Annotated in this window: 16 protein-coding genes and 1 CRISPR repeat array; of the genes, 8 read left to right on the forward strand and 8 right to left on the reverse strand. The window is 41.9% G+C overall.

The window, feature by feature from the left end:
• Window positions 1-150 precede the first annotated feature (150 nt).
• The 4 genes from ACE3PQ_RS02765 to ACE3PQ_RS02780 all read right to left on the reverse strand — a co-directional run bounded on the left by ACE3PQ_RS02765 (window position 151) and on the right by ACE3PQ_RS02780 (window position 4,088).
• On the reverse strand, window positions 151-894 hold the full coding sequence (locus ACE3PQ_RS02765; RefSeq protein WP_374295020.1) for an SDR family oxidoreductase: 744 nt from the start codon (window positions 892-894) through the stop codon (window positions 151-153).
• Between the two features lie 43 nt (window positions 895-937).
• Complete coding sequence (locus tag ACE3PQ_RS02770) at window positions 938-1,636, reverse strand: histidine phosphatase family protein (RefSeq protein WP_374295022.1); 699 nt, start codon at window positions 1,634-1,636, stop codon at window positions 938-940.
• A gap of 29 nt (window positions 1,637-1,665) precedes the next feature.
• Window positions 1,666-2,772, reverse strand: a complete 1,107-nt coding sequence (locus tag ACE3PQ_RS02775; protein ID WP_374295024.1) for a phosphotransferase family protein — start codon at window positions 2,770-2,772, stop codon at window positions 1,666-1,668.
• A gap of 80 nt (window positions 2,773-2,852) precedes the next feature.
• On the reverse strand, window positions 2,853-4,088 hold the full coding sequence (locus tag ACE3PQ_RS02780; protein ID WP_374295026.1) for an acyl-CoA dehydrogenase family protein: 1,236 nt from the start codon (window positions 4,086-4,088) through the stop codon (window positions 2,853-2,855).
• 91 nt (window positions 4,089-4,179) lie between these two features.
• Here ACE3PQ_RS02780 and ACE3PQ_RS02785 point away from each other — a divergent pair, with 91 nt between their 5' ends.
• On the forward strand, window positions 4,180-5,154 hold the full coding sequence (locus ACE3PQ_RS02785; protein ID WP_374295028.1) for a LysR family transcriptional regulator: 975 nt from the start codon (window positions 4,180-4,182) through the stop codon (window positions 5,152-5,154).
• Between the two features lie 75 nt (window positions 5,155-5,229).
• Here ACE3PQ_RS02785 and ACE3PQ_RS02790 read toward each other — a convergent pair whose 3' ends face one another.
• Both ACE3PQ_RS02790 and rraA read right to left on the reverse strand, forming a co-directional pair.
• Window positions 5,230-6,021, reverse strand: a complete 792-nt coding sequence (locus tag ACE3PQ_RS02790) for a glutathione S-transferase N-terminal domain-containing protein (protein WP_374295030.1) — start codon at window positions 6,019-6,021, stop codon at window positions 5,230-5,232.
• 45 nt (window positions 6,022-6,066) lie between these two features.
• On the reverse strand, window positions 6,067-6,570 hold the full coding sequence (gene rraA, locus ACE3PQ_RS02795) for a ribonuclease E activity regulator RraA (protein ID WP_374295032.1): 504 nt from the start codon (window positions 6,568-6,570) through the stop codon (window positions 6,067-6,069).
• A gap of 256 nt (window positions 6,571-6,826) precedes the next feature.
• Between rraA and cas1f the strand changes: the two genes are divergently transcribed.
• The 7 genes from cas1f (at window position 6,827) to cas6f (ending at window position 15,922) form a co-directional block, all read left to right on the forward strand.
• Complete coding sequence (cas1f, locus tag ACE3PQ_RS02800) at window positions 6,827-7,789, forward strand: type I-F CRISPR-associated endonuclease Cas1f (protein WP_374295034.1); 963 nt, start codon at window positions 6,827-6,829, stop codon at window positions 7,787-7,789.
• Window positions 7,789-11,235 carry a type I-F CRISPR-associated helicase Cas3f gene (gene cas3f, locus ACE3PQ_RS02805; RefSeq protein ID WP_374295036.1) on the forward strand — a complete coding sequence of 1,149 codons (3,447 nt, stop codon included), beginning with the start codon at window positions 7,789-7,791 and terminating at the stop codon, window positions 11,233-11,235. Before cas1f ends, cas3f begins: the two co-directional genes overlap by 1 nt.
• Window positions 11,236-11,526: 291 nt before the next feature.
• Window positions 11,527-11,760: a DUF2188 domain-containing protein gene (locus ACE3PQ_RS02810; RefSeq protein ID WP_374295039.1), complete on the forward strand. Its 234-nt coding sequence runs from the start codon at window positions 11,527-11,529 to the stop codon at window positions 11,758-11,760.
• Between the two features lie 93 nt (window positions 11,761-11,853).
• Window positions 11,854-13,230, forward strand: coding sequence for a type I-F CRISPR-associated protein Csy1 (gene csy1, locus ACE3PQ_RS02815; protein ID WP_374295041.1), 1,377 nt, complete (start codon window positions 11,854-11,856; stop codon window positions 13,228-13,230).
• On the forward strand, window positions 13,230-14,204 hold the full coding sequence (csy2, locus tag ACE3PQ_RS02820) for a type I-F CRISPR-associated protein Csy2 (protein ID WP_374295042.1): 975 nt from the start codon (window positions 13,230-13,232) through the stop codon (window positions 14,202-14,204). The genes csy1 and csy2 overlap by 1 nt, the downstream gene beginning before the upstream one ends.
• A gap of 87 nt (window positions 14,205-14,291) precedes the next feature.
• Window positions 14,292-15,308, forward strand: coding sequence for a type I-F CRISPR-associated protein Csy3 (gene csy3, locus ACE3PQ_RS02825; protein ID WP_374295044.1), 1,017 nt, complete (start codon window positions 14,292-14,294; stop codon window positions 15,306-15,308).
• A gap of 2 nt (window positions 15,309-15,310) precedes the next feature.
• Window positions 15,311-15,922: a type I-F CRISPR-associated endoribonuclease Cas6/Csy4 gene (cas6f, locus tag ACE3PQ_RS02830; protein WP_374295046.1), complete on the forward strand. Its 612-nt coding sequence runs from the start codon at window positions 15,311-15,313 to the stop codon at window positions 15,920-15,922.
• A gap of 132 nt (window positions 15,923-16,054) precedes the next feature.
• Window positions 16,055-18,002: a CRISPR direct-repeat array (repeat unit 28 nt; unit sequence GTGTCCCATCACATAGATGGCTTAGAAA).
• A gap of 335 nt (window positions 18,003-18,337) precedes the next feature.
• Here the strand turns inward: cas6f and gyrA are convergent.
• Together gyrA and ACE3PQ_RS02840 are read right to left on the reverse strand one after the other, a co-directional pair.
• Window positions 18,338-21,082, reverse strand: coding sequence for a DNA topoisomerase (ATP-hydrolyzing) subunit A (gene gyrA / locus ACE3PQ_RS02835; protein WP_374295048.1), 2,745 nt, complete (start codon window positions 21,080-21,082; stop codon window positions 18,338-18,340).
• A 314-nt stretch (window positions 21,083-21,396) separates the two neighbouring features.
• Entirely contained in the window at window positions 21,397-21,873 is a 477-nt protein-coding gene (locus tag ACE3PQ_RS02840; protein ID WP_374295050.1) for a DUF2147 domain-containing protein, read from the reverse strand.
• Between the last annotated feature and the right edge of the window lie 43 nt (window positions 21,874-21,916).

A 21,916-nucleotide genomic window follows, 5' to 3' on the forward strand; every position in this document is an offset into this window, starting at 1 on the left:
GTCCCGAAGGGTTATGGCTAAAATTGCCATAAACTTCGTTATGAAACTTGACAAGGGAGTGACCATTCTCTGCGTTTCATGCCTCGTTTATGTGATTTTAGCCTATAACGCAATGCATGGTTGAAATGTCAACAGACCCTAGTAATTGATCTAACTTAACTTGTTCACGATACGCAGTGGCAAGACTTTCATTGCCAAACCAAGTGGCAACCACGGCCATTTTGGTACATAGGCTTTGACTGGTTCACTTTCGATGGTTTTCACCAAGATTTTACAGCCTGTTTTTTCATCCACTTCAAAAGGTAATTTTTTCGCCCCTTCATTCAGCTCAGTACGAATATAGCCTGGGAAAATGGTCGATACTTTGATCGGTGTATCAATCAGTTCGGCACGAATTCCTTCGGCAAGGTGCGCAACTGCAGCCTTACTTGCTGCATAGGTCGACAAATGTTTCGGCAAGCCACGCACCGCACTCATCGAAGAAATTACCACCAAATGCCCTGCATTTTGCGCACGGAAAATTTCTACAGCAGCTTCGCACTGCGCAAGTGCGGAGATAAAGTTGGTTTCTGCTGTAGCACGGTTAATGGCAAAGTTGCCCTTACCAATACGACGACCTTCACCCACACCCGCATTGACGATGATGCGATCAATACGTCCAAACTCAGAATGAAAGGCTTTAAATACGGTAAAGACATCATCATAGTGCGTGACATCTAAGGTTTTAGCGATGACCTGAATGCCAAATTGACTTTCCAGCTCTAGTTTCAGTGCATCTAGGCGTTCTTGACGGCGTGCGCAGATCGCAAGGTTGTAGCCTTTTTTGGCAAACTCACGTGCCATCCCTGCGCCAAGTCCTGAGCTTGCACCTGTGATTAAAATTGTTTTTGCCATGATTAGATCCTTTAATTTCAATGATTTTCTGTAAAATATTCAGTTAAATCCACGTCAGTAAATCTGCATTTTCAGCCTTGATAAAGTGGTGTTCATTTAGGCTGAGCAGCTGTCGATCAATACCTTTTAAGCGAATGGTAGTGATCGAGGTATTGGCAATCGACCAATTCAGCTGAAAAATGCTTTTCGCATCCAGTCCAAGTAGATGACCAACAATGGTGGAAATCACCCCGCCTGAGCTAAACACCACCGCATAACGAGGTTGTTGCTCTGCCAAATCCGCACATAAGGCATCAAATGCCCCATTTACCCGAGTGGAAAATGCCGTCCAAGACTCATCATATTCATGATCAAATTCATTGCCAATCCAGCGATCAATCGCTTGATCAAAGATGCTTGCCAGATACGCCCGCGGATTTTTCTCTTGTAAAATCGCCAGTTTCAGCTCATCAGGTTTGTTGAAACGATCATCAAATTTGGCAAAGACTTGCTGATGGTGAAATTCATTCCAAACTTGATCACTATTCACCGCAAGCTCAGGGAAACTTTCTGCTAAGGCAAGCTGAGCAGTCTGTTGATGGCGTTGCATCGTGCCTGCATAGACATAAGGCGGTTCTTTTAAAATTTTGGCAAGATACTGCCCAAGCAAAGTGGCTTGTTGCTCGCCCTTATTTGAGAGCTGGTCATAATTGGCTGCACCAAATGAGGCTTGTCCATGCCGAATCAAATAAATCGTGGTCATTACTTTCTGCTCTTCATATTTTCTGACTATTAACCAATTCGCTGTAAAATTTGCTTTCCAATCGGATGATTCGACATTTTTTGTTTAGCGATCAATTTTAAAGCACGAAAATGTATCGCATTGATGACAATCCATAGATTTTTAAAAGCTGGATTATCAGTTTGTTTGTGGTAATAGCGATAATAGATCTGCTGTGCAATCCCCGCCAAGCGGAACAAACCAAACACTTCGTAAAATGCCCAATTTTCAGGCGTTAATCCCGTTTGTTGCAGATAGTAATCCACCACTTGCTGACGAGTAAACATGCCTTTGCGATTGGTTGGCTGACGACGTGTCGCTTTAAAGATTTTGTTGTCGCTGTCTTCCACCCAATACGCCAATGCCGAACCCAAATCCATCAGCGGATCGCCAAGTGTTGCCATTTCCCAGTCCAACACACCAATCACTTCGGTCGGCTGTTGTGGGTCAAGAATGACATTATCAAAACGCCAATCATTATGAATCACGCAGGTTTTGGTATCGGCAGGAATATTTGCCAGTAACCATTTACGTACATAATTAAACGACGGAACATTCTTAGTGCGGGCTTTGGCATAACGCTTGTCCCAACCTTCGACTTGACGACGACAATAGCCATCACCTTTGCCCAGTTGCTCTAAGACAGTGCCTTGATACGGCACTTGGTGCAGTTCTATCAATTTATCCAGAACATTGATGCAAAGTTGGCGCACATCAGCTTCAGTGTAATCAATTTCTTTGGGCAAATTGGCTCGAGGAATAATGCCCTCGATGCGCTTCATCACATAGAAATCACAGCCAATCACCGATTCATCCTGACACAGCGCCACCATCTCAGGCAGTACAGGATAGAACGGTTTGAGATTATTTTGCACATGATATTCACGTGCCATATCATGCGCCGATTTGGCTTTGGTGCCTTTTGGTGGGCGACGTAGAATCAAATCCACATTGTCATATTTTAGGCGATAGGTCCAGTTGGATGCACCGCCAGAATATTGTGTGACTTGCACTTGACCTTGCAAATCAACCTGTTGATTTTTAAGCCATGATTCTACTGCTTGTATATCAAGTTCTTCACCGTTTCGGACATTGCCACCAATATCGATGATTGCCATGAAATTATCCTTTATCAACTGCTTTATTTTTCAATTATGCGCTTTTTCAATTCGCCATTTACATCAACAATTTACATTGTTTAGCGTCGAGACGCATAGGCTCGTTTCATCAATTCCAATTTGGCAATCATACCTTTATGCACCTCATCTGGTCCATCGGCAAGACGTAATGCACGTGCCTGTGCGTAAAACGCTGTCAGCGGTGTATCTTTGGATACGCCTTCACCGCCATGAATTTGAATCGCCATATCCACCACATTTTGTAGGACTGTTGGCGCAACCACTTTGATCGCAGAGATTTCTGTCAGGGCTGCCATATTGCCCATTTTATCCATCTTATAGGCTGCATATAAGGTCAACAAGCGAGCTTGATCAATCGCAACTCGAGCTTCTGCAACACGCTCTAGATTACCACCCAACTTTAATAATTCTTTACCAAAGGCTTTACGTGACATACCACGATCAATCATCAGCTCCAAAGACTTTTCCGCCGCACCGATACAACGCATGCAGTGATGAATACGTCCTGGTCCTAGACGACCTTGCGCAATCTCAAAACCTTGCCCTGCACCGCCAATAAAATTCGCCACAGGCACACGCACATTATCAAAACTTACTTCGCCATGACCATGCGGTGCATCGTAGTCGCCAAACACAGGCAACATGCGTTCGATCTTCACGCCTTGTGTATTCACTGGCACCAAGACCATGGAGTGTTGATGATGGCGATCTTTGGATTCATCAGGGGTATGCGCCATAAAAATGATGACCTTGGCATTTGGATCACCCAAACCTGACGACCACCATTTGCGACCGTTCAGTACAATTTCATCACCCTCAACCACCGCAGTAGCTTGCATATTGGTGGCATCACTCGATGCTACATCAGGCTCAGTCATACAGAATACCGAACGAATCTCCCCTGCAAGTAAAGGTTTGAGCCATTGTTCCTGTTGTGCTTCACTGCCGTAACGCCAAAGCACTTCCATATTGCCCGTGTCAGGCGCATTACAGTTAAATACGGTTGGCGCAATCAAACTGCGTCCTGTACGCTCAGCAATGTGTGCATATTCCTGTACCGACAGTCCTGCACCTAATGTTGCACCAGGCAAGAACATATTCCACAGTCCTGCGGCTTTGGCTTTGGCTTTTAAGGTTTCAAGCATCGCTGGCCACTGCCATTTCGTCCAATCACCATCGACATTTAGACGATGCACCTCATGCCAAAAATCTGCCTCGACTGGCTCGATTTCATCTTTGATAAATTGTTCTGTACGTTGGATATAGTCTTTGGCGCGATCAGAGAGCTCATACATGGTGGAAATCCTTTGCGTATTTGTATTATCTATTGCCATAGCATACGCAAATTATTATTATGAATTAAATGATTTAAGTGACACAAAGATTATGAATAAAATTCATAGCGATGATCTAAACGACCGAGAACAACCCAGCGACTCTAATAACCTAGAAGCAAATGACAATCTAGACATTAGCCAGTTTCATCGTGTTGATATTAATTTATATCCTTTGTTTATCGCCATTTTTGAGCAAAAAAGTATTTCTAAGGCAGCACTAATTCTGTGTATCAGTCAATCTGCGGTCAGTCATGCCCTGCAACGTCTACGGCAACAGCTTGGTGATGAATTATTTATCCGAGCTGGACACAAGATGCTGGCAACGCCATTTGCTGAGCAAATCTATACACCAATCAAACAGGCATTATTGACCATTCAAAGCATTGCCACTTCACAAAATAGTTTCGATCCCAAAGCAATTCACAGCTTAAAAATTGCTGTACATGATGAAATTGAACCGATCATCTTTCCGAAGTTGCTCGCCCATTTCCACAGTCTAGATTTAAACATTCAATTCTTGAGCGCCAAACTCGATCGCAAAACCATGTTTAGTGATCTCAGCATTCAGCAAGCGGATTTTGTCATTGATCTGAAGCAACATTGTCCAAGCAATATTCATTATCAATCTTTGATTGAAGATCATTTTGTGGTGTGTAGTCAGCAAAAAAATGTCAATAAAAGCATCTATCTCAATGCACCACATATCGGCGTATCCTCACGGCGCACTGGGCAATTGGTCGAAGATATTGATCTGAATCGTCAGCAAATTTCACGGCAGATTCTACTGCGCTGTCAGCACTATTCCACCGCATTGCAAGTCTTGGCACAGCATCCTGAGGCGATGTTGACTATTCCCAAGTTAATTTTACAAAACCTGCATTATGCCGACAGCATTCACCTGCATGAGCTACCGATTGCGTTACCCAAAATCGATATTGGCATGTATTGGTATCAGGATTTAGCGCACAACCCACGACATCAATTCCTCCGTGCAGAAATCTTAAAACTGGCACAATTGATTTAATCAGAAATGTTTTAAGCAAAAAAACAGCCTTAAACATATCGCTCAAGGCTGTCTTCATGATTATTCGAAAGTAAATTAACCGTATTGCTTGTCCAAATATTTAACAATCTGCCGAGATTCAAACATCTCCACACCTGTATTGGGATCAATCAAAAATGGCACTTGCATTTTGCCTTGCATTTTTGTGATTTCACGAGCACGCTTGCCATCAGCAAGTGGTACATATTTACCCGGTTTCAGTCGTGCATTGGCTGGCCCTTGATCTTGCCAACGCTCTTTCGGCACGTTATGCAATTTATAGGGAATCTCAAGCTCAGTTAGCTTGGCACGGACAATTCGTGAAAATGGACTGGCTTCAAAGCTCCACAATTCTAACAACTGCTCAGGCGCTTTACAATTGACATTATTCTCATTTGCCGTCATGCCATCAAAGCTATTCACTGCAACAGCGATACCACCAACCAAGGATACAGGTGGAAGCAAATGATAACTCAAAGGCACTTTACCCTTGTGACTATAATGGGTAAATAAATGCGCAATAATCGCTTTGGATTCATACAATTGATCGCCAGTATTCTCATCAATCAAAAATGGAAACTGTGCCTTTCCGCCTAAAGTCTGTACGATTGGTCGAAAACGTGTGCCATTTTTCGGACATGGATAGATTTCCACATCTAAGTTGAGTTGTGTAATCACATCACGCACACGACGGCAATATGAGCATGCTTCAAACTCATAGAGCTTTAATGGCTTCTCAGGTTGCTTAGGAAAAGCTGTGCCCATCACACCCCGAGGTAAAGTCACAAAAGTCGATGCTAAGGCTTGATAAACCTTAGTCCGATGGCGTTTTCCAGTGTGATTTGTCATGACAATTTAGACCTATTTAATCCATGCTTTATACAATTGAGTGTGTTAAATCAGTGCTTCTTTGGCAACCACAATACCATTATTATCCGCATAGATATAATCATCTTGGGCAATCGTCACACCGCCAAATGATAAAGTTAAACCTGTTTCACCCACGCCTTTACGGGTACTTTTTTGCGGAATACATGCCAATGCCTGCACACCTAAATCCAACTCAGCAATCGCATCAACATCACGCACACAGCCGTAAATAATTACGCCATTCCAGTGATTTTTCACCGCTGACTCTGCGATCATGTCGCCCATCAACGCACAGCGCATCGACGCACCACCATCAACAACTAACACTTTGCCAGTGCCGTCCGTTGCCAACAGCTCTTTGACCCGTGAATTGTCTTCAAAGCATTTCACCGTAACCACTTGACCGCCAAAGGTTTTGCGTGCACCAAAGCTACGGAAAAATTTGCCATCTATCGAGGGATAAACCACTTGTAAGTCTTTATCTTCATTATCATCCAAGAGATCACACGTCACAAAAGCAACACTCATTTTTTAACTCCAGTCATTGTCAGTATTTTTTAATGCGTTAGTTATACCATTGCAGTATGAATTTGCAAATTTCTGATCGGTCACAAACCGTTCTCGTTTCTGAAAAAATAAAACGACACAGCATGTCGTTAATGAATTTTTGCCACTTTCTTCAGGCAGTCTATTCGGCTAGTATCAATATCAAATGCAATATATGAACAAAATCGAAAATTTAGGTATCAAAAATTTGAGTATCAAAGATTAAAACTGGAATAAGATGGAACAACTCAATCCAAGCGACTTAAAAGCCATTCTGCACTCCAAACGTGCCAATCTGTACTACCTCGAATACTGCCGTGTCATGCAAAAAGACGGTCGTGTGCTCTATCTCACCGAAGAAAAAAATCAAAATCAATATTGGAATATTCCCATCGCCAATACCACGGTGATTTTGCTTGGTACAGGCACTTCGATCACCAATGCGGCGATGCGTATGCTATGTAGTGCAGGTGTCTTGGTCGGCTTCTGCGGTGGTGGCGGAACGCCATTATTCTCAGGCGCAGAGATTGAGTGGCTTACCCCACAAAGTGAATATCGCCCAACCGAATATGTGCAAGGCTGGTTATCGTTTTGGTTCGATGAAGCGAAACGACTTGAAGTCGCCAAAGCCTTCCAACATGCTCGATTGAATTACATCGAACAAGTTTGGTCGAAAGATCGTGATCTACGTGCCGAAGGCTTTCATCTGGATGATCAAGACATTCAAAATGCCTTGCAAGGCTACCGTAACAAAATTCCACGCATGACTAAAGTGGCTGATTTACTGCTTGCCGAAGCACAGACCACCAAACAACTCTATAAAATCGCCGCCACACGTTGCCAAATGTCCTTTGAGCGTAATCCCGAACAAGGCGACCTTGCCAACGACTTTCTCAATCATGGCAATTATCTTGCGTATGGACTCGCTGCAACCACACTGTGGGTGCTCGGTATTCCGCATGGCTTCGCAGTGATGCACGGCAAAACTCGCCGTGGCGCATTGGTCTTTGATGTGGCGGATTTGGTCAAAGATGCCGTGGTGCTCCCCTACGCCTTTCTCTGTGCCAAAGAAGGCATGAAAGAACAAGAATTCCGCCAACAGATCCTACAAAAATTCACAGAGCATAAATGCTTAGACTTTATGTTTGATCAAGTCAAAATGCAATCGCTCAACACATTCTCTAACGAGGTGCATGACTGATGATCGTGACCTTGATTAGCCAATGTGAAAAGAAAGCCTTAGCTCGGACTCGACGTGTACTCGGTGCCTTTGCCGATCGGATTGGTGATAATACATGGCAGACCGTGATTACCGAAGATGGCTTGCTTGCGCTGAAAAAACTGCTCCGCCAGAGTGCCACGAAAAATACTGCCGTGTCCTGTCACTGGATCCGTGGACGACGGCTTAGTGAGTTGCTATGGGTGGTGGGTAATCGCAGTAAATTTAACAGTGAAGGTGTCGTGCCTGTGAACTCTACCAAACGAAAAATTTTGCAAAATGAATGGGAAAATAATTGGCAATATGCTTCTAGCATTCAAATCATAGCCACGCTTGCGGCACTGCTGCATGACCAGGGCAAATCAACGATTGGTTTTCAAAATAAATTGACCTCAAGTTCGTTTATAGGCGATCCCTATCGGCATGAATGGATTTCACTCAAGCTGTTTGAACTTCTGATTGCGGATTGTCCCAACGATAAGGCTTGGTTAAATCGTCTGATCAATATTGAACAATGGTTATCCGAGAACGATATTTCGCAAAGATTTAAACAATGCAATCCCGATAAAACCAACATCGCAACTTTGCCACCACTTGCACAATGGGTGGCTTGGCTGATCGTGACACATCATCGCCTACCTCCAATACACGAAACATTTTATAAGCCAAGTGAAATTATTCGTCTTAAAAATGAACGTTTTGCAATCAATAACACCTTGAATGGATTTTACAAACAACTTAGACCTGTAGATTTTTGGGTAAAAAATCCACGGACTATAGAGGATAAGACTCAGGCAAAAACATGCCAAAATTTTTGGCAATTCAAGCAACTGGTTGTTTTTAGTAAAGTATGGCAAAAGCATATTAAACGCTGGTCAAATAAAGCGTTGGCAGATATTAACTTAATAAAGCTTAGCCAAGAAGCCACCGAGCAACAAAAGTCTATACAAGATACTTTTTTACTTTATCTCTCCAGACTTTCATTGATGATTGGTGATCACAATTATTCTAGCCTAGCTGATACGGACAGTCGTCGTGTTGAGGGCGCTGAGGATTTTAAAACACTGTCAGCCAATACAGATAAAATAACACGAGAAATTAAGCAACCATTAGATGAACACCTGATCGGCGTTGCCACGTTTACTGCCAAATTTGCTCGCCATTTACCGAGCATTGCCTCACAAATGCCAACACTTGAAAAGCACAGACCGCTTGAGAAAAATACATCGATTGAACGATTTGCATGGCAAAATCATGCCTATAAGCTGGCAAAATCATTACAACAAGCCACCCAAACCGATGGATTTTTTGGCGTTAATATGGCGTCAACAGGTTGCGGTAAAACCATCGGCAATGCACGCATTATGTACGGACTAGCAGACCCAAAAGTTGGTGCAAGATTCACTATTGCATTAGGGCTACGTGTACTCACTTTACAGACTGGGCAAAGTTTTCGCCAAGATTTAAATCTGAATGATGAACAGCTTGCGATACTCGTTGGTGGTACAGCCAATAAAAATCTTTTTGAATACAACCAAAAAGATAAACAAAATATCAGCATTAAAAACGAGGCTGAATCATCACAAAATATTTCACCTGTTTTTGGTAGTGAATCCAGTGAGGAGCTTATCGAAGAATGGCTCGATTCAAGCATCGACTATCAAGATTATAGCGAGCTGAATATCGATACGATATTAACTGATACCAAAGCACGATGTTTGCTATTTTCACCGATTGTCACTTGCACGGTTGATCACATCATCCAAGCCAGTGAGTGTAAGCGTGGTGGGAAATTCATTGCGCCAATGTTGCGATTGCTCAGCAGTGATTTGATTTTAGATGAGCCTGATGATTTTGACCAAAATGATTTGCCTGCACTGGCTCGGCTAGTTCACTTGGCAGGTGTATTTGGTTCTCGGGTATTGCTCTCCTCCGCCACACTGACACCTGACTTGATCGCAGGTCTATATCAAGCCTATCTTGCAGGTCGGAAGTTATTTAATCAGAGTCAAAATAAAGCCTCACCAAATGTCGTTTGTGCATGGTTTGATGAACAAGAAAAAGCCATGATGAGCGTACAATGTGCAGAGATAAGTACATTTAACGAAGCACATGAAAAGTTTATTGCCAAACGTATCCAATTTTTAAAAGTACAGCCTGTTCGTCGCCAAGCAGAAATTTTTGCAATTACAGCAAAATATCATCATGAGAAACAAGCCCAATTTTATGCTGAACTGGGTCAATCCATCATACAAGGTGCGATGCAACTGCATGAGCATCATCATCAGGTCGATGAGGTTTCTACCAAGCGTGTCAGCATCGGCTTGCTGCGTATCGCCAATATCAGCCAACTGACACAGATTGCCTTACAACTTTTTGCTCAATCAAATATTCCAACAGATACACATATTCATCTGGCTTGTTATCATTCCAAACAGTTATTAGTGCTTCGTAATGATCTGGAAAACCGTCTTGACCGTATCTTGAAACGCTCCTCATCACAGCCAAACCAACTCTTTTTACATTCTGAAATTCAAAATGCTTTAGCCAAAAGCAATGTAAAAAATCACCTATTTATCGTTTTAGCAACACCTGTAGCGGAAGTTGGTCGGGATCATGACTATGATTGGGCGATTGTTGAACCAAGCTCGATGCGTTCAATCATCCAACTTGCAGGACGTGTTTGGCGACATCGTCCTGAAAAAATTGCCACGCACACCAATATTCTGCTCATGCAATACAACATTCGGCATTTACGCAACCAAGGCAAATCGCAAAAAATGCCTGTCTTTGTACGTCCAGGTTTTGAAACACTTAAATTAAAACCGCATAGCTATGATTTATGTGATTTAGTCAGCGAAGCTCAATTGCAAAAAGTCGATGCACAGCCACGTATTTCTAAAGATAAAAACTTCAAAAGTAATACGCAAACTACCATTCAAAGTCTTGCCGAGCTTGAGCATCGTGTCATGGCGAATGTCATGAATAATGCCCAAACCAACTATGTCAACGCCTACTGGCAAGACCATAGCGCATCACACCGAGCCAACACGCATCTGCAACAACTCAGCCCTTTTCGGGATCACGCTGGTTTTTCACAAGAGGATTGGTTAGTCATCCCGAATGAAGAAAGTCCGATTGGTTTTGATGCTTACTATGCCGAAGATGTCTATGCCAATACACTCAAAGACTCTACACCTCAAAATCAATCTTTTAAAAATCTTGACTTTGATTTTGAACATCCGCAGATCAGCCCGTGGCTAAATACGACACTTGAACAAGCCTTGCTGAACATACAACAGCACGAACCTGAATACAGCATCAATAGCTTGGCGATCCGTTATGCCAGCGTATCCTTGGATCGTATAGATACGCAAAATAGTCGTGGCTGGTTGTTTAGTGAATATTTAGGATTTATCAGGCAATGAGTTTTTACACTAAGGAGAAAGGCATGAAGTCTGACCTCATGCCTTTTAACAAAGCCACCTGTGCGGTGGGGAACATCAATACTGAGAGTAGTATTTTCTAAGCTACCAATGAGGTAGTAAAAGCAATCCTAAAGCCAATGATGTATTTAGTCTATCTCTAATGAAATATTTAATAACAATTATAATATTAAAAATGAGAGTAGTATGGTTGATTAATTTATCAATATGATATTTAATGAAGCTATTCCATTGAATGGAATTTTCTAAATTTCATACTTAAAGGTGATTGATATGAGTCGAGATGAACATCATGTAGTACCCAACCCTGATGGAGGATGGGATGTAAAACGAAATGGTGCAGAACGTTCAAGCGGGCATTTTGAGAGAAAGTCGGATGCTGTTGACTATGGTCGTCAAGTGAGCAGAAATCAACAAACGGAATTTATCATCCATAACAAAGATGGAAAAATTTCAAACTCTGATAGTCATGGAAATGATCCATGCCCTCCTAGAGACAAAAAATAAGGTTGAAAGCAAACAATCAAATAAATGATTGTTTGCTTGCCAATACATTGGATGTGTTTATTTGAATAATATTCAATCGAGGAGTTTATCAAGGTGAAAGATGTCGCTTCACAACAAGCAAAATCGGCCGTTCTCGACTTTTTACACAGTCAGGTTGAGAAAAAGTCGGAAACTGAACAAAAGCAACTCACCAAAGCGCAAGAAGACGGCGATGCAGAAAAGTTTGCTGAATTAACGCTTAAAATTGCTGAAATCAAAGAAAAATATCAACGTGACGCTTGGCTAGATGATGCGGTCAATCGTATGGCAAAACAGCTCAACTTTGGCACACACATTAGCAAGGGCGTTCACCCTGATGCCAAAGGCGATAATGTTACTTTTAAATCTAACCACGAATTACCGACACCGATCGTCGGCACACATTCTATTCAGAGTGAATATTTGGATGCCAATGGTAATGCAGCAGCCCTACCCTTAGCTGCTTTTTTTGATTTTCAGGTGAGTGACGGTATCAAGATTCGTGATTTAGTATTGAGTGACAATAGTGATTTTATTGATTCATTATCAAATGATCATCAGCAAGCAAAAATTTATCATGCAGTTTTTAAAGATGCATTGCAGAATAGCATTGATCAGCCGAGTAGCCACGAGCGTAATAAGCAGACCCTATGGGTGACAAATTCTTACGATTGCTCAAATATTGATGATTTAAAATACATTGCCATTGTTCCGCTTTATCCTTCTGTGCTGACCTTTGAAACTTATCAGCGAATCAATCAATTACGCTACTCTGATGAAAACAAGTCTGCATTAGAAAACCGTTTTAAAAAAAATGCTGAGCAAAGACCTTATGTCAGTATGCTTAATTTGGCGACTGTGCAACTCGGTGGAACAAAACCACAAAATGTCAGTCAACTGATGAGTAAGCAAGGTGGACGCAATTATTTATTACCTTCACTACCACCGATGATCGGACGGGATTTTAATTTTAGGTTGTCTAAGTTTAAGCGTTCGATTTTTGATAACAATGCACTGATTTATCCAGCACGAGAAGCAATTCAAGATATTTTTTCTGTAGTGAAAAGTACCAACAAAAATGTCGATATCCGTAATACACGTAAAGAAGCAATTGATAATGTTTTGCACATCTTATTCGGATTGGTACACAGCATCCGCACCAGATTACCTGCGGGTTGGTCAAAAGATTTTGCACTCGATATGCCTTACAAATACTGGCTTGACCCAAAGCGTCCTGCCCTACCCGATGAAGAAGAATTTGCGCTTGGACAAACAAAAGAAGACTGGCACGAAATCATTATCAATCACTTTGCCGATTGGTTAAATGCTTTGCTTAAAGCTGAATTTCCTAAACAATCTTCGGATATTGCTTATCCAGAGCACAAAGAGTGGAAGCGTGAAATCGAAGCCATGAAAAAACAATACGAACGTGAAGGTCGAGGGATTTTCTAATGCAAGACCAACAACATCAAAACGAGTTAACACAAACCGTTGGCTATTTACTATTTCGCCAAGTACAGATTACAGGTGCAAATAGTATCTCCAGTCCGATCACCTACGGTTTCCCTGCGATTACGGGTTTTTTAGGTGCATTCCATGCCATGTCTCGCAAGTTACAGGTACACGAGGCATTTAAAGGATTTTCACTAGGTGGTGTCCTACTCGCTTGCCACGACTGTCAGCCACAAATTTATCGCCCAAGCAAATATAGTAACTACACCTTTAACCAAACACGCAACCCGATCAAAAAAGATGGTAAGACAGCTTCCATCATCGAGGAAGGAAAATGTCACCTCACCATGTCTTTTGTGGTTGAAGTGCTTGGTACGGCACATCTGAGTGATGAACAAAGACTTTTATTGGTCAATCAAACTACCCAATGGATTCAGCAACAACGCATCGCAGGTGGTAGTGTGCATGGGCTATCAAAATACAAGCCCGTTGAATTTTTTCAAAGTCATCAGCTCGATGATGTGATTCCATCACTCATGCCTGCGTTTGTTTTGATGGACGCACAAGATGAATTCGCTCAAATCATTGAAACGTTCCAAGACAAACATCCAGATGCCTCGGCTTTAGATGCATTACTTGATGTCTGTACCATTCATCATATTCCCGAAGCCACAGAAAATGGCGACGTGAAATGGTCAGCAACTTCTGCCAAAACAGGCTACGGCTGGCTGGTGCCGATGCCTATTGGCTATCAGGGTATTTCAGAATGCTTTGATGCTGGTGTCATGCAAAATGTACGAAATCCAGAATATCCAAGTCAATATGTTGAAGCCATCTATGGCTTAGGAAAATGGCTGTATCCATATCACCTTAAAGTCAACGATCAAATCTCTACCGCATTTTGGCGATACGAACATGATGCTGAAAAATCACTGTATTTGGTACGCCAAAGTGATCCTTTTGAATTTGTATAAACGATACCAACCAACCACAGTACCGTATTTTCGGTACAACAAACCCAATCATAATTTTGTAAACAAACCAATACATGGAGCAATAACATGAGTAATCTAAAAACAGCAAGCGTTTTGGCATTTGAGCGCAACTTAGATATTTCAGATGCATTTTTCTCACAAACTAGTAGCGATGATGATAAAAAACAAATTCTGCCTGTGACTATTTCAGAAAAATCTGTCCGAGGAACAATCAGTAATCGACTCAAAAATGCGCTTGCTAACGACCCAGCCAAACTCGATGCAGAAATCGAAAAAGCCAATCTACAAAAAGTCGATGCAGCAGCACTACATCAAGACTGCGACACCTTAATCGCATCATGGAGTTGCAAGGTTTTGCCTTTTACTGGCAAACCGAATGTCTGTAACGACCGTGAATATCAAAAGGCATTGGAACAAACTGTACAAGCCTATCTATCAGATCACGGCGTGAGTGAACTGGCGAAACGCTATGCGACCAATATCGCCAATGCACGTTGGTTGTGGCGCAACCGTGTCGGCGCTGAAAATATTAGCGTGACCGTGAAATGTAAAGTGGATGGTGAGCAAAAAGTCATGCAATTTGATGATGCTAAAGCCATTGCCCTAAAAAACTTTGATTACATAAATGAACAATTAACAGCACTTGCCGATCTGATTGAACAAGGGTTAACTGATAAAGCATTTGTCATTTTATATGTCGAAGCCAAAGCTATCATGGGCTATGGTCAAGAGGTTTACCCTTCTCAAGAATTAGTGCTTGATACTGGCAAAACCAAAAGCAAAGAGCTGTATAAAATCAATGATAAAGCAGGCATGCATTCACAAAAAATTGGCAATGCCATTCGCACGATTGATACTTGGTATCCAGGTTTTGAAGAAAATCAATTTCCAATTGCCATTGAGCCTTATGGTGCCGTGACCACAATGGGTACTGCATTTCGCCAACAGAAGCAAAAAATGGATTTTTATAGCCTTTTTGATAAATGGGTACTCAAAGCCGAAGCACCTGAAGTTGAACAACAACATTACGTCATGAGCGTATTAATTCGTGGTGGAGTGTTTGGTGAAAGTGGTAAGGAGTAATTATGAACTTTTACCAAGAAATCACCATCATTGAACAGGCGGAAATCCCCTTATATTTCATTTGGTCAAAACTTTACACCCAACTCCATCTCGCCTTTGTCGAGCAAAAGGACGATACAGAACAGATCACCTACGGCGTATCTTTTCCGCAGTATCGTCTGCACGACCAAAAACAGCTTGGACACTTGGGTAGTAAAATCCGCATCTTTGCCAATAGTCCAGCACAACTTGAACAGCTTAATTTGCAAAAATGGTTAGATCGACTCGAAGACTATGTGCATGTCACACGACCTAGAGAAGTACCACAGGACAAAATTACTGGTTATGCAAACTACAGCCGTATTCGCGCCCTCAAAAATAAACAGACTCGTATATTGCACCAAGCAAAGCGACGTAATATTTCTGTGGAAGAATCTGCAAAGTATTTTGAACAATTTACGGAGCGAAAACGTGGTGAGCCTTTTATCCAGTTAAAAAGTCAAAGTAGCAGTGATATAAATCAGCCGAAACATGAGTTTAACTTGTACATTTCTAAGCAAAATGTAGAAGCTGAGCATCTCGGGAAATTTGGAACTTATGGACTAAGTCAAAATTCAACTGTTCCCGAGTTTTGACCCAATATTTTTTCGACTCTTTAACAGCTTAATAAAATCAATGAGTTATAACATGTGCTAAAAACTTTGGGTATTTCATACTTTTTAGGGTTAAAGCACTGTTATAGCTTATTTTTTTGTGATAATTTTATAGTGTCCCATCACATAGATGGCTTAGAAAAGGTGATGTTGTGGATGCTGCTGTGGATCAGTGTGTCCCATCACATAGATGGCTTAGAAAACGATGCTAACAAAGATGCTATCAATCAAATCGTGTCCCATCACATAGATGGCTTAGAAATTACAAAGCCGCACATGACCCATGCAACGCTCGTGTCCCATCACATAGATGGCTTAGAAAACAGCAAATTGATCCGCATCTCTCGATATTCTGTGTCCCATCACATAGATGGCTTAGAAATTCCACATCGGGTATTTTAACTGTAAAACTGAGTGTCCCATCACATAGATGGCTTAGAAATTGATTGCGCGCCACTCTTCAACATCATGAATGTGTCCCATCACATAGATGGCTTAGAAAATTCGAAGGCACAGAACACAATGCACTAGATGGTGTCCCATCACATAGATGGCTTAGAAAGTCTGCGCAGTTGAACGTGATGCCTACGCTTCGTGTCCCATCACATAGATGGCTTAGAAAACGAATAATTTAAATCTTTAAAGAGATTCTAAGTGTCCCATCACATAGATGGCTTAGAAATGTTGCAGTTGGTGCAGGTGCTTTAGTTGCTTGTGTCCCATCACATAGATGGCTTAGAAAAATATGATCAAAAGGACAATTGGTAGCTTAGAGTGTCCCATCACATAGATGGCTTAGAAATTTGCCTTTCGGCTTTTGTTTGTTGATGAGGTGTGTCCCATCACATAGATGGCTTAGAAAAATCATTCAAAAGTGGTTATGGTGTGTGGAAAGTGTCCCATCACATAGATGGCTTAGAAAAGCAATATCAGAACGGATCATTGCTTTTTCATGTGTCCCATCACATAGATGGCTTAGAAAACCACCACAAGCAAGTTTAAAGTCCTTAAAGAGTGTCCCATCACATAGATGGCTTAGAAACGACACGGCTAGGTAATCAGGGGCTTTTCAACGTGTCCCATCACATAGATGGCTTAGAAATTGAAAGGGATTCACGGAGCAAGTGCTTTGCTGTGTCCCATCACATAGATGGCTTAGAAAGCCACTGTTTTCTTCATCAAGCAATTGACTCAGTGTCCCATCACATAGATGGCTTAGAAAGCTAGGGTTCGCCCTAGCTTCGGGTAACTACCGTGTCCCATCACATAGATGGCTTAGAAATGTCGAAGAATTTTTATTTTATTTAGAGCAGTGTGTCCCATCACATAGATGGCTTAGAAATTTTGTGCTTAAATGCAATAACCGTCCTTCATGTGTCCCATCACATAGATGGCTTAGAAAAATCTAAATCGGACATTGCCAATTTGAGGCAAGTGTCCCATCACATAGATGGCTTAGAAAGCAAAGTCTGCTATCCGTGACATCGTGAAAGAGTGTCCCATCACATAGATGGCTTAGAAAAATTGATACAGCGACTTACTCAAGCAGGCTTCGTGTCCCATAACATAGATGGCTTAGAAAGAGATTTCACAGCGAATCTGAATCTTGCTTGAGTGTCCCATCACATAGATGGCTTAGAAAAAGAACTCGCACAAACAAGCCCATGCAAAAAAGTGTCCCATCACATAGATGGCTTAGAAATCAACCGCTGGCGGAATACCGATAGCTTTCATGTGTCCCATCACATAGATGGCTTAGAAAATTTAACCCTTTCAAACAATCAACACAGGTGAGTGTCCCATCACATAGATGGCTTAGAAAATTACGTTGTTTTCAGTATAGTTTCCAACAAAGTGTCCCATCACATAGATGGCTTAGAAATCTATGCAGATTTCAGGCGTTTGCTCTTTGACGTGTCCCATCACATAGATGGCTTAGAAAATGTAGGTGGGTGTGATTAGTTATGTTTTTTTGTGTCCCATCACATAGATGGCTTAGAAAGAGAGTTCAAAAGTGCTAAAACGATGAACAACGTGTCCCATCACATAGATGGCTTAGAAAGATCTTGGCTCTAGTGTGAGTAAATGTGGCACAAGCCGATCAATCAGGGCTTGATTGTTGATTTTTAATGCGCTCATAATTTATATTCTTCCTCAGAGATGGTAGTTTCCAAATAGAAAGGTTACAGGCGAAAGCTATGTATTATGCTGTGCAAGTCAGTCGCCATCTCACTTTTTTCATATATGCTCGACTTCAAATTACCATCGTTTAAATCGTTAGCAGAATAATGCGCTTATTGGATCCAACATTAAAAAAGACATCCGTAGATGTCTTTTTCATATTATCTGTTTTAAATGCTGTTCAGCAAATCTCTTAAGCAACGGATATTGGGGAAATTATTCCTGATCGTTATCCGTCGCTAGATCATCAGAAGCATTTTGTTCAGTTGACTCACCTTGAGCATCAGCAGTCGTTTCAGCATTGTCTGCATCCTCTACACTATCCAATAGCTCGTCATCATCTTCAGATAAATCTTCTAATGCTTCCAAGCCAACCAGCGTTTCGTCCTGACCTAGACGGATTAAACGAACACCTTGTGCATTACGACCAGTAGTCGCAATCTCATGCGCACGTGTACGCACCAATGTTCCACCATCAGAGATGAGTAGTAGCTCTTTGTGTTCATCAATCGCAACCGCACCGACCAATTCACCATTTCGCTCACTGGTCTTGATTGCGATCAAACCTTTACCGCCACGCTTCTTCGTTGGGAATTCACCAACTGCCGTACGTTTACCATAGCCATTCGCACATGCACACAGCACTTCACCTGTTTCAGGCACAACGACTAAGGATACGATACGGCTATTTGCAGTGCTATCATCGTCTGCATCATCAGCATCTTCACTAGCTAAATCAGCGTTATCTTCATCCAGCGTACTACCTGCGAAATTCACTCGCATACCACGTACACCTTTTGCGGTACGTCCCATCGCACGCACATCACCTTCAGCAAAGCGAATCGCCTTACCTTCATTGCTAAACAACATGATTTGCTGTTCGCCGTCAGTGATCGCCACGCCAATCAAAGTATCATCATCGCTCAGCTCAATAGCACGTAGACCATTGGCACGAATATTACTAAACTGCTCTAACGTGACACGCTTCACCGTTCCCGAGGCAGTCGCCATAAAGATATATTGATTTTCCGCAAACTCTCGGATTGGCAGAATCGCCGTAATATTTTCATTACCCTCTAACGGCAACAAATTCACCATTGGACGACCTTTTGCACCACGAGAAGCAATTGGTACTTCAAATGCTTTCAGACGATAAACCTTACCACGTGTAGTAAAGAACAACACGGTTGCGTGGTTGGAAGTCACGATCAGATGATGAATATAATCATCCTCTTTCATGCTCGCAGAAGACTTACCACGACCACCACGACGCTGTGCTTCATAGTCAGAAAGTGGTTGAGTCTTGGCATAACCCGTTTGTGAAACGGTGAGCACGACTTGCTCTTCAGGAATCAAATCTTCACGGCAGAAGTCCACACCTGATTCGATAATATCGGTACGACGCTCATCACCATATTGTTGCAATACTGCGCTTAACTCTTCACGAATCACATTCATGAGCAAATTAAAGTCATTAAGAATCGCTGTAAGCTCTGCAATTTGACTCAAAATTTCACTATATTCTGCATGCAACTTGTCTTGTTCAAGACCAGTTAAACGATGCAAACGCAATTCTAAAATCGCCCCAACCTGTGCAGGAGAAAGTCGATAGTTGAGATTATCCAAGCCAAATGGACGAGATGGATCTTCACCTTCGATCACTTCAGGACGCACTGATACTGAACCTGCTTTCTCAAGTAAAGCAATCACGCCACCTGCTTGCCACTCATTGGCAAGTAAGCGTTCACGAGCTTCCGCAGGATTTGCAGAGGTCTTGATGGTTTCGATGATCTCATCAATATTTGCAAGAGCAACCGTCAAACCTTCTAAAATATGACCACGCTCACGTGCCTTGCGTAGCTCATACATGGTGCGACGAGTTACGACTTCTTGACGATGGCGGATAAACGCTGCAACGATATCTTTTAGATTCATCAACTTCGGCTGACCATTATCTAGACACACCATGTTGATGCTAAAAGAGCTTTGCAATTGTGTATGCAAGAACAGATTATTGACCACGATTTCAGCGTTTTCGCCACGCTTGAGATCAATCGCAATCCGCATACCATCTTTATCGGATTCGTCACGAAGCTCTGATATACCCTCGAGTTTTTTCTCTTTGACTAACTCAGCTATGCGCTCAATGACTTTTGCTTTATTGACTTGATATGGAATTTCGGTAAAGACGATGGTTTGACGATCATTTTTATCATTGGTTTCAACGTGATATTTACCACGAATATGCACACGCCCTTTACCCGTACGGTATGCATCAATGATCCCTGAGCGACCATAGATCGTACCACCTGTTGGAAAGTCTGGGCCTGAGATATGCTGCATCAAGCCTTCAATCGGAATATTCGCATCATCTACGTATGCAAGACAGGCGTGGATGACTTCGGTCAGATTGTGTGGCGCCATATTGGTCGCCATACCCACTGCAATACCTGTGGTACCATTCACCAATAGATTGGGAATACGTGTCGGCAAAACATCTGGAATACGCTCAGAGCCGTCGTAGTTATCTACCCAATCGACTGTGTCTTTTTCAAGATCAGCAAGTAGCTCATGGGTGAGCTTGGTCATACGCACTTCGGTATAACGCATTGCCGCAGCACTATCGCCATCGACCGAACCAAAGTTCCCCTGACCATCAACCAACAGATAACGCAAGCTAAATGGTTGCGCCATACGTACAATCGTGTCGTATACAGCAATATCACCATGTGGGTGATATTTACCGATCACATCACCGACCACACGGGCAGATTTTTTGTAGGCTTTGTTATAGTCATTCCCGAGCTCATGCATGGCATAGAGCACACGACGATGTACAGGTTTTAAGCCATCACGTACATCAGGTAAAGCACGTGAAACAATGACACTCATTGCATAATCGAGATAGGAATTTTTGAGTTCATCCTCAATCGCAATCGGGCGAATTTCCGATACGCTCATGCAATCTCCTTGCTATCAGTTTTGAGCTATTTTTAAAATCAGATTTGAAGCAAAAAATGACTTAAATATAAGCACTTAAAAATATATTATGTGAGCTAAAAATCAACCTTGTAAGTATAGCATAAAATGCCAAATTTACCGAAAAAAAGCCGACTTTTATTGTTCATTTTTGCACAGATAAATTCAAAGAAAATCTATTATAAAATCTGCGTGGAACATTTATAAAATATCAAATCGCATAATAAAAAAGCCAAACAATATTATATTGTTTGGCTCTAATTCATACAAAGATTACTTATGTAAGAACGCTAGTATTAAGTTGTTGCACTATCACTACGCACCCAAACATTTGAGCGACCAAGTAAAGATACGCCAACATAGCCACGCATATTTAGACGGCGACCATTTTTACTCACGTTAGCTTTACCTTTGTACACACCACCGCTTTTCGCATCAACAACCTTACCATTGACATAGTAGCCAGGCTTTTTCGCAAGCTCAGTGAAGCCAGTCAAAATCTTCAAACCTACTAATGGCTTATCTTTAAATGGTTCTGGGCACTTTGCACAAGTCGTTAAGGTATGCCCACCTTGATTCGGATAACGATGGATAATCGTTCCAGAATACGTTCCATCTTTCTCTTGCTTGATTTCTATTAAAGATAGTGGCTCGCCTGTACGGTCATCAATACTTTTCCAGTAACCTACAATTGGACTCGCTGCAAACGTAGCCATTGCACTCATCATGAGCGTTGACGATACAATTAATGTTTGAAATATCTTCTTCATCACGAAATCACCCTTGTGTATGTATATATCCTTATGGACTCTGTAA

Origin of the sequence: Acinetobacter sp., assembly GCF_041911495.1 — a bacterium.
Lineage (GTDB): Bacteria > Pseudomonadota > Gammaproteobacteria > Pseudomonadales > Moraxellaceae > Acinetobacter.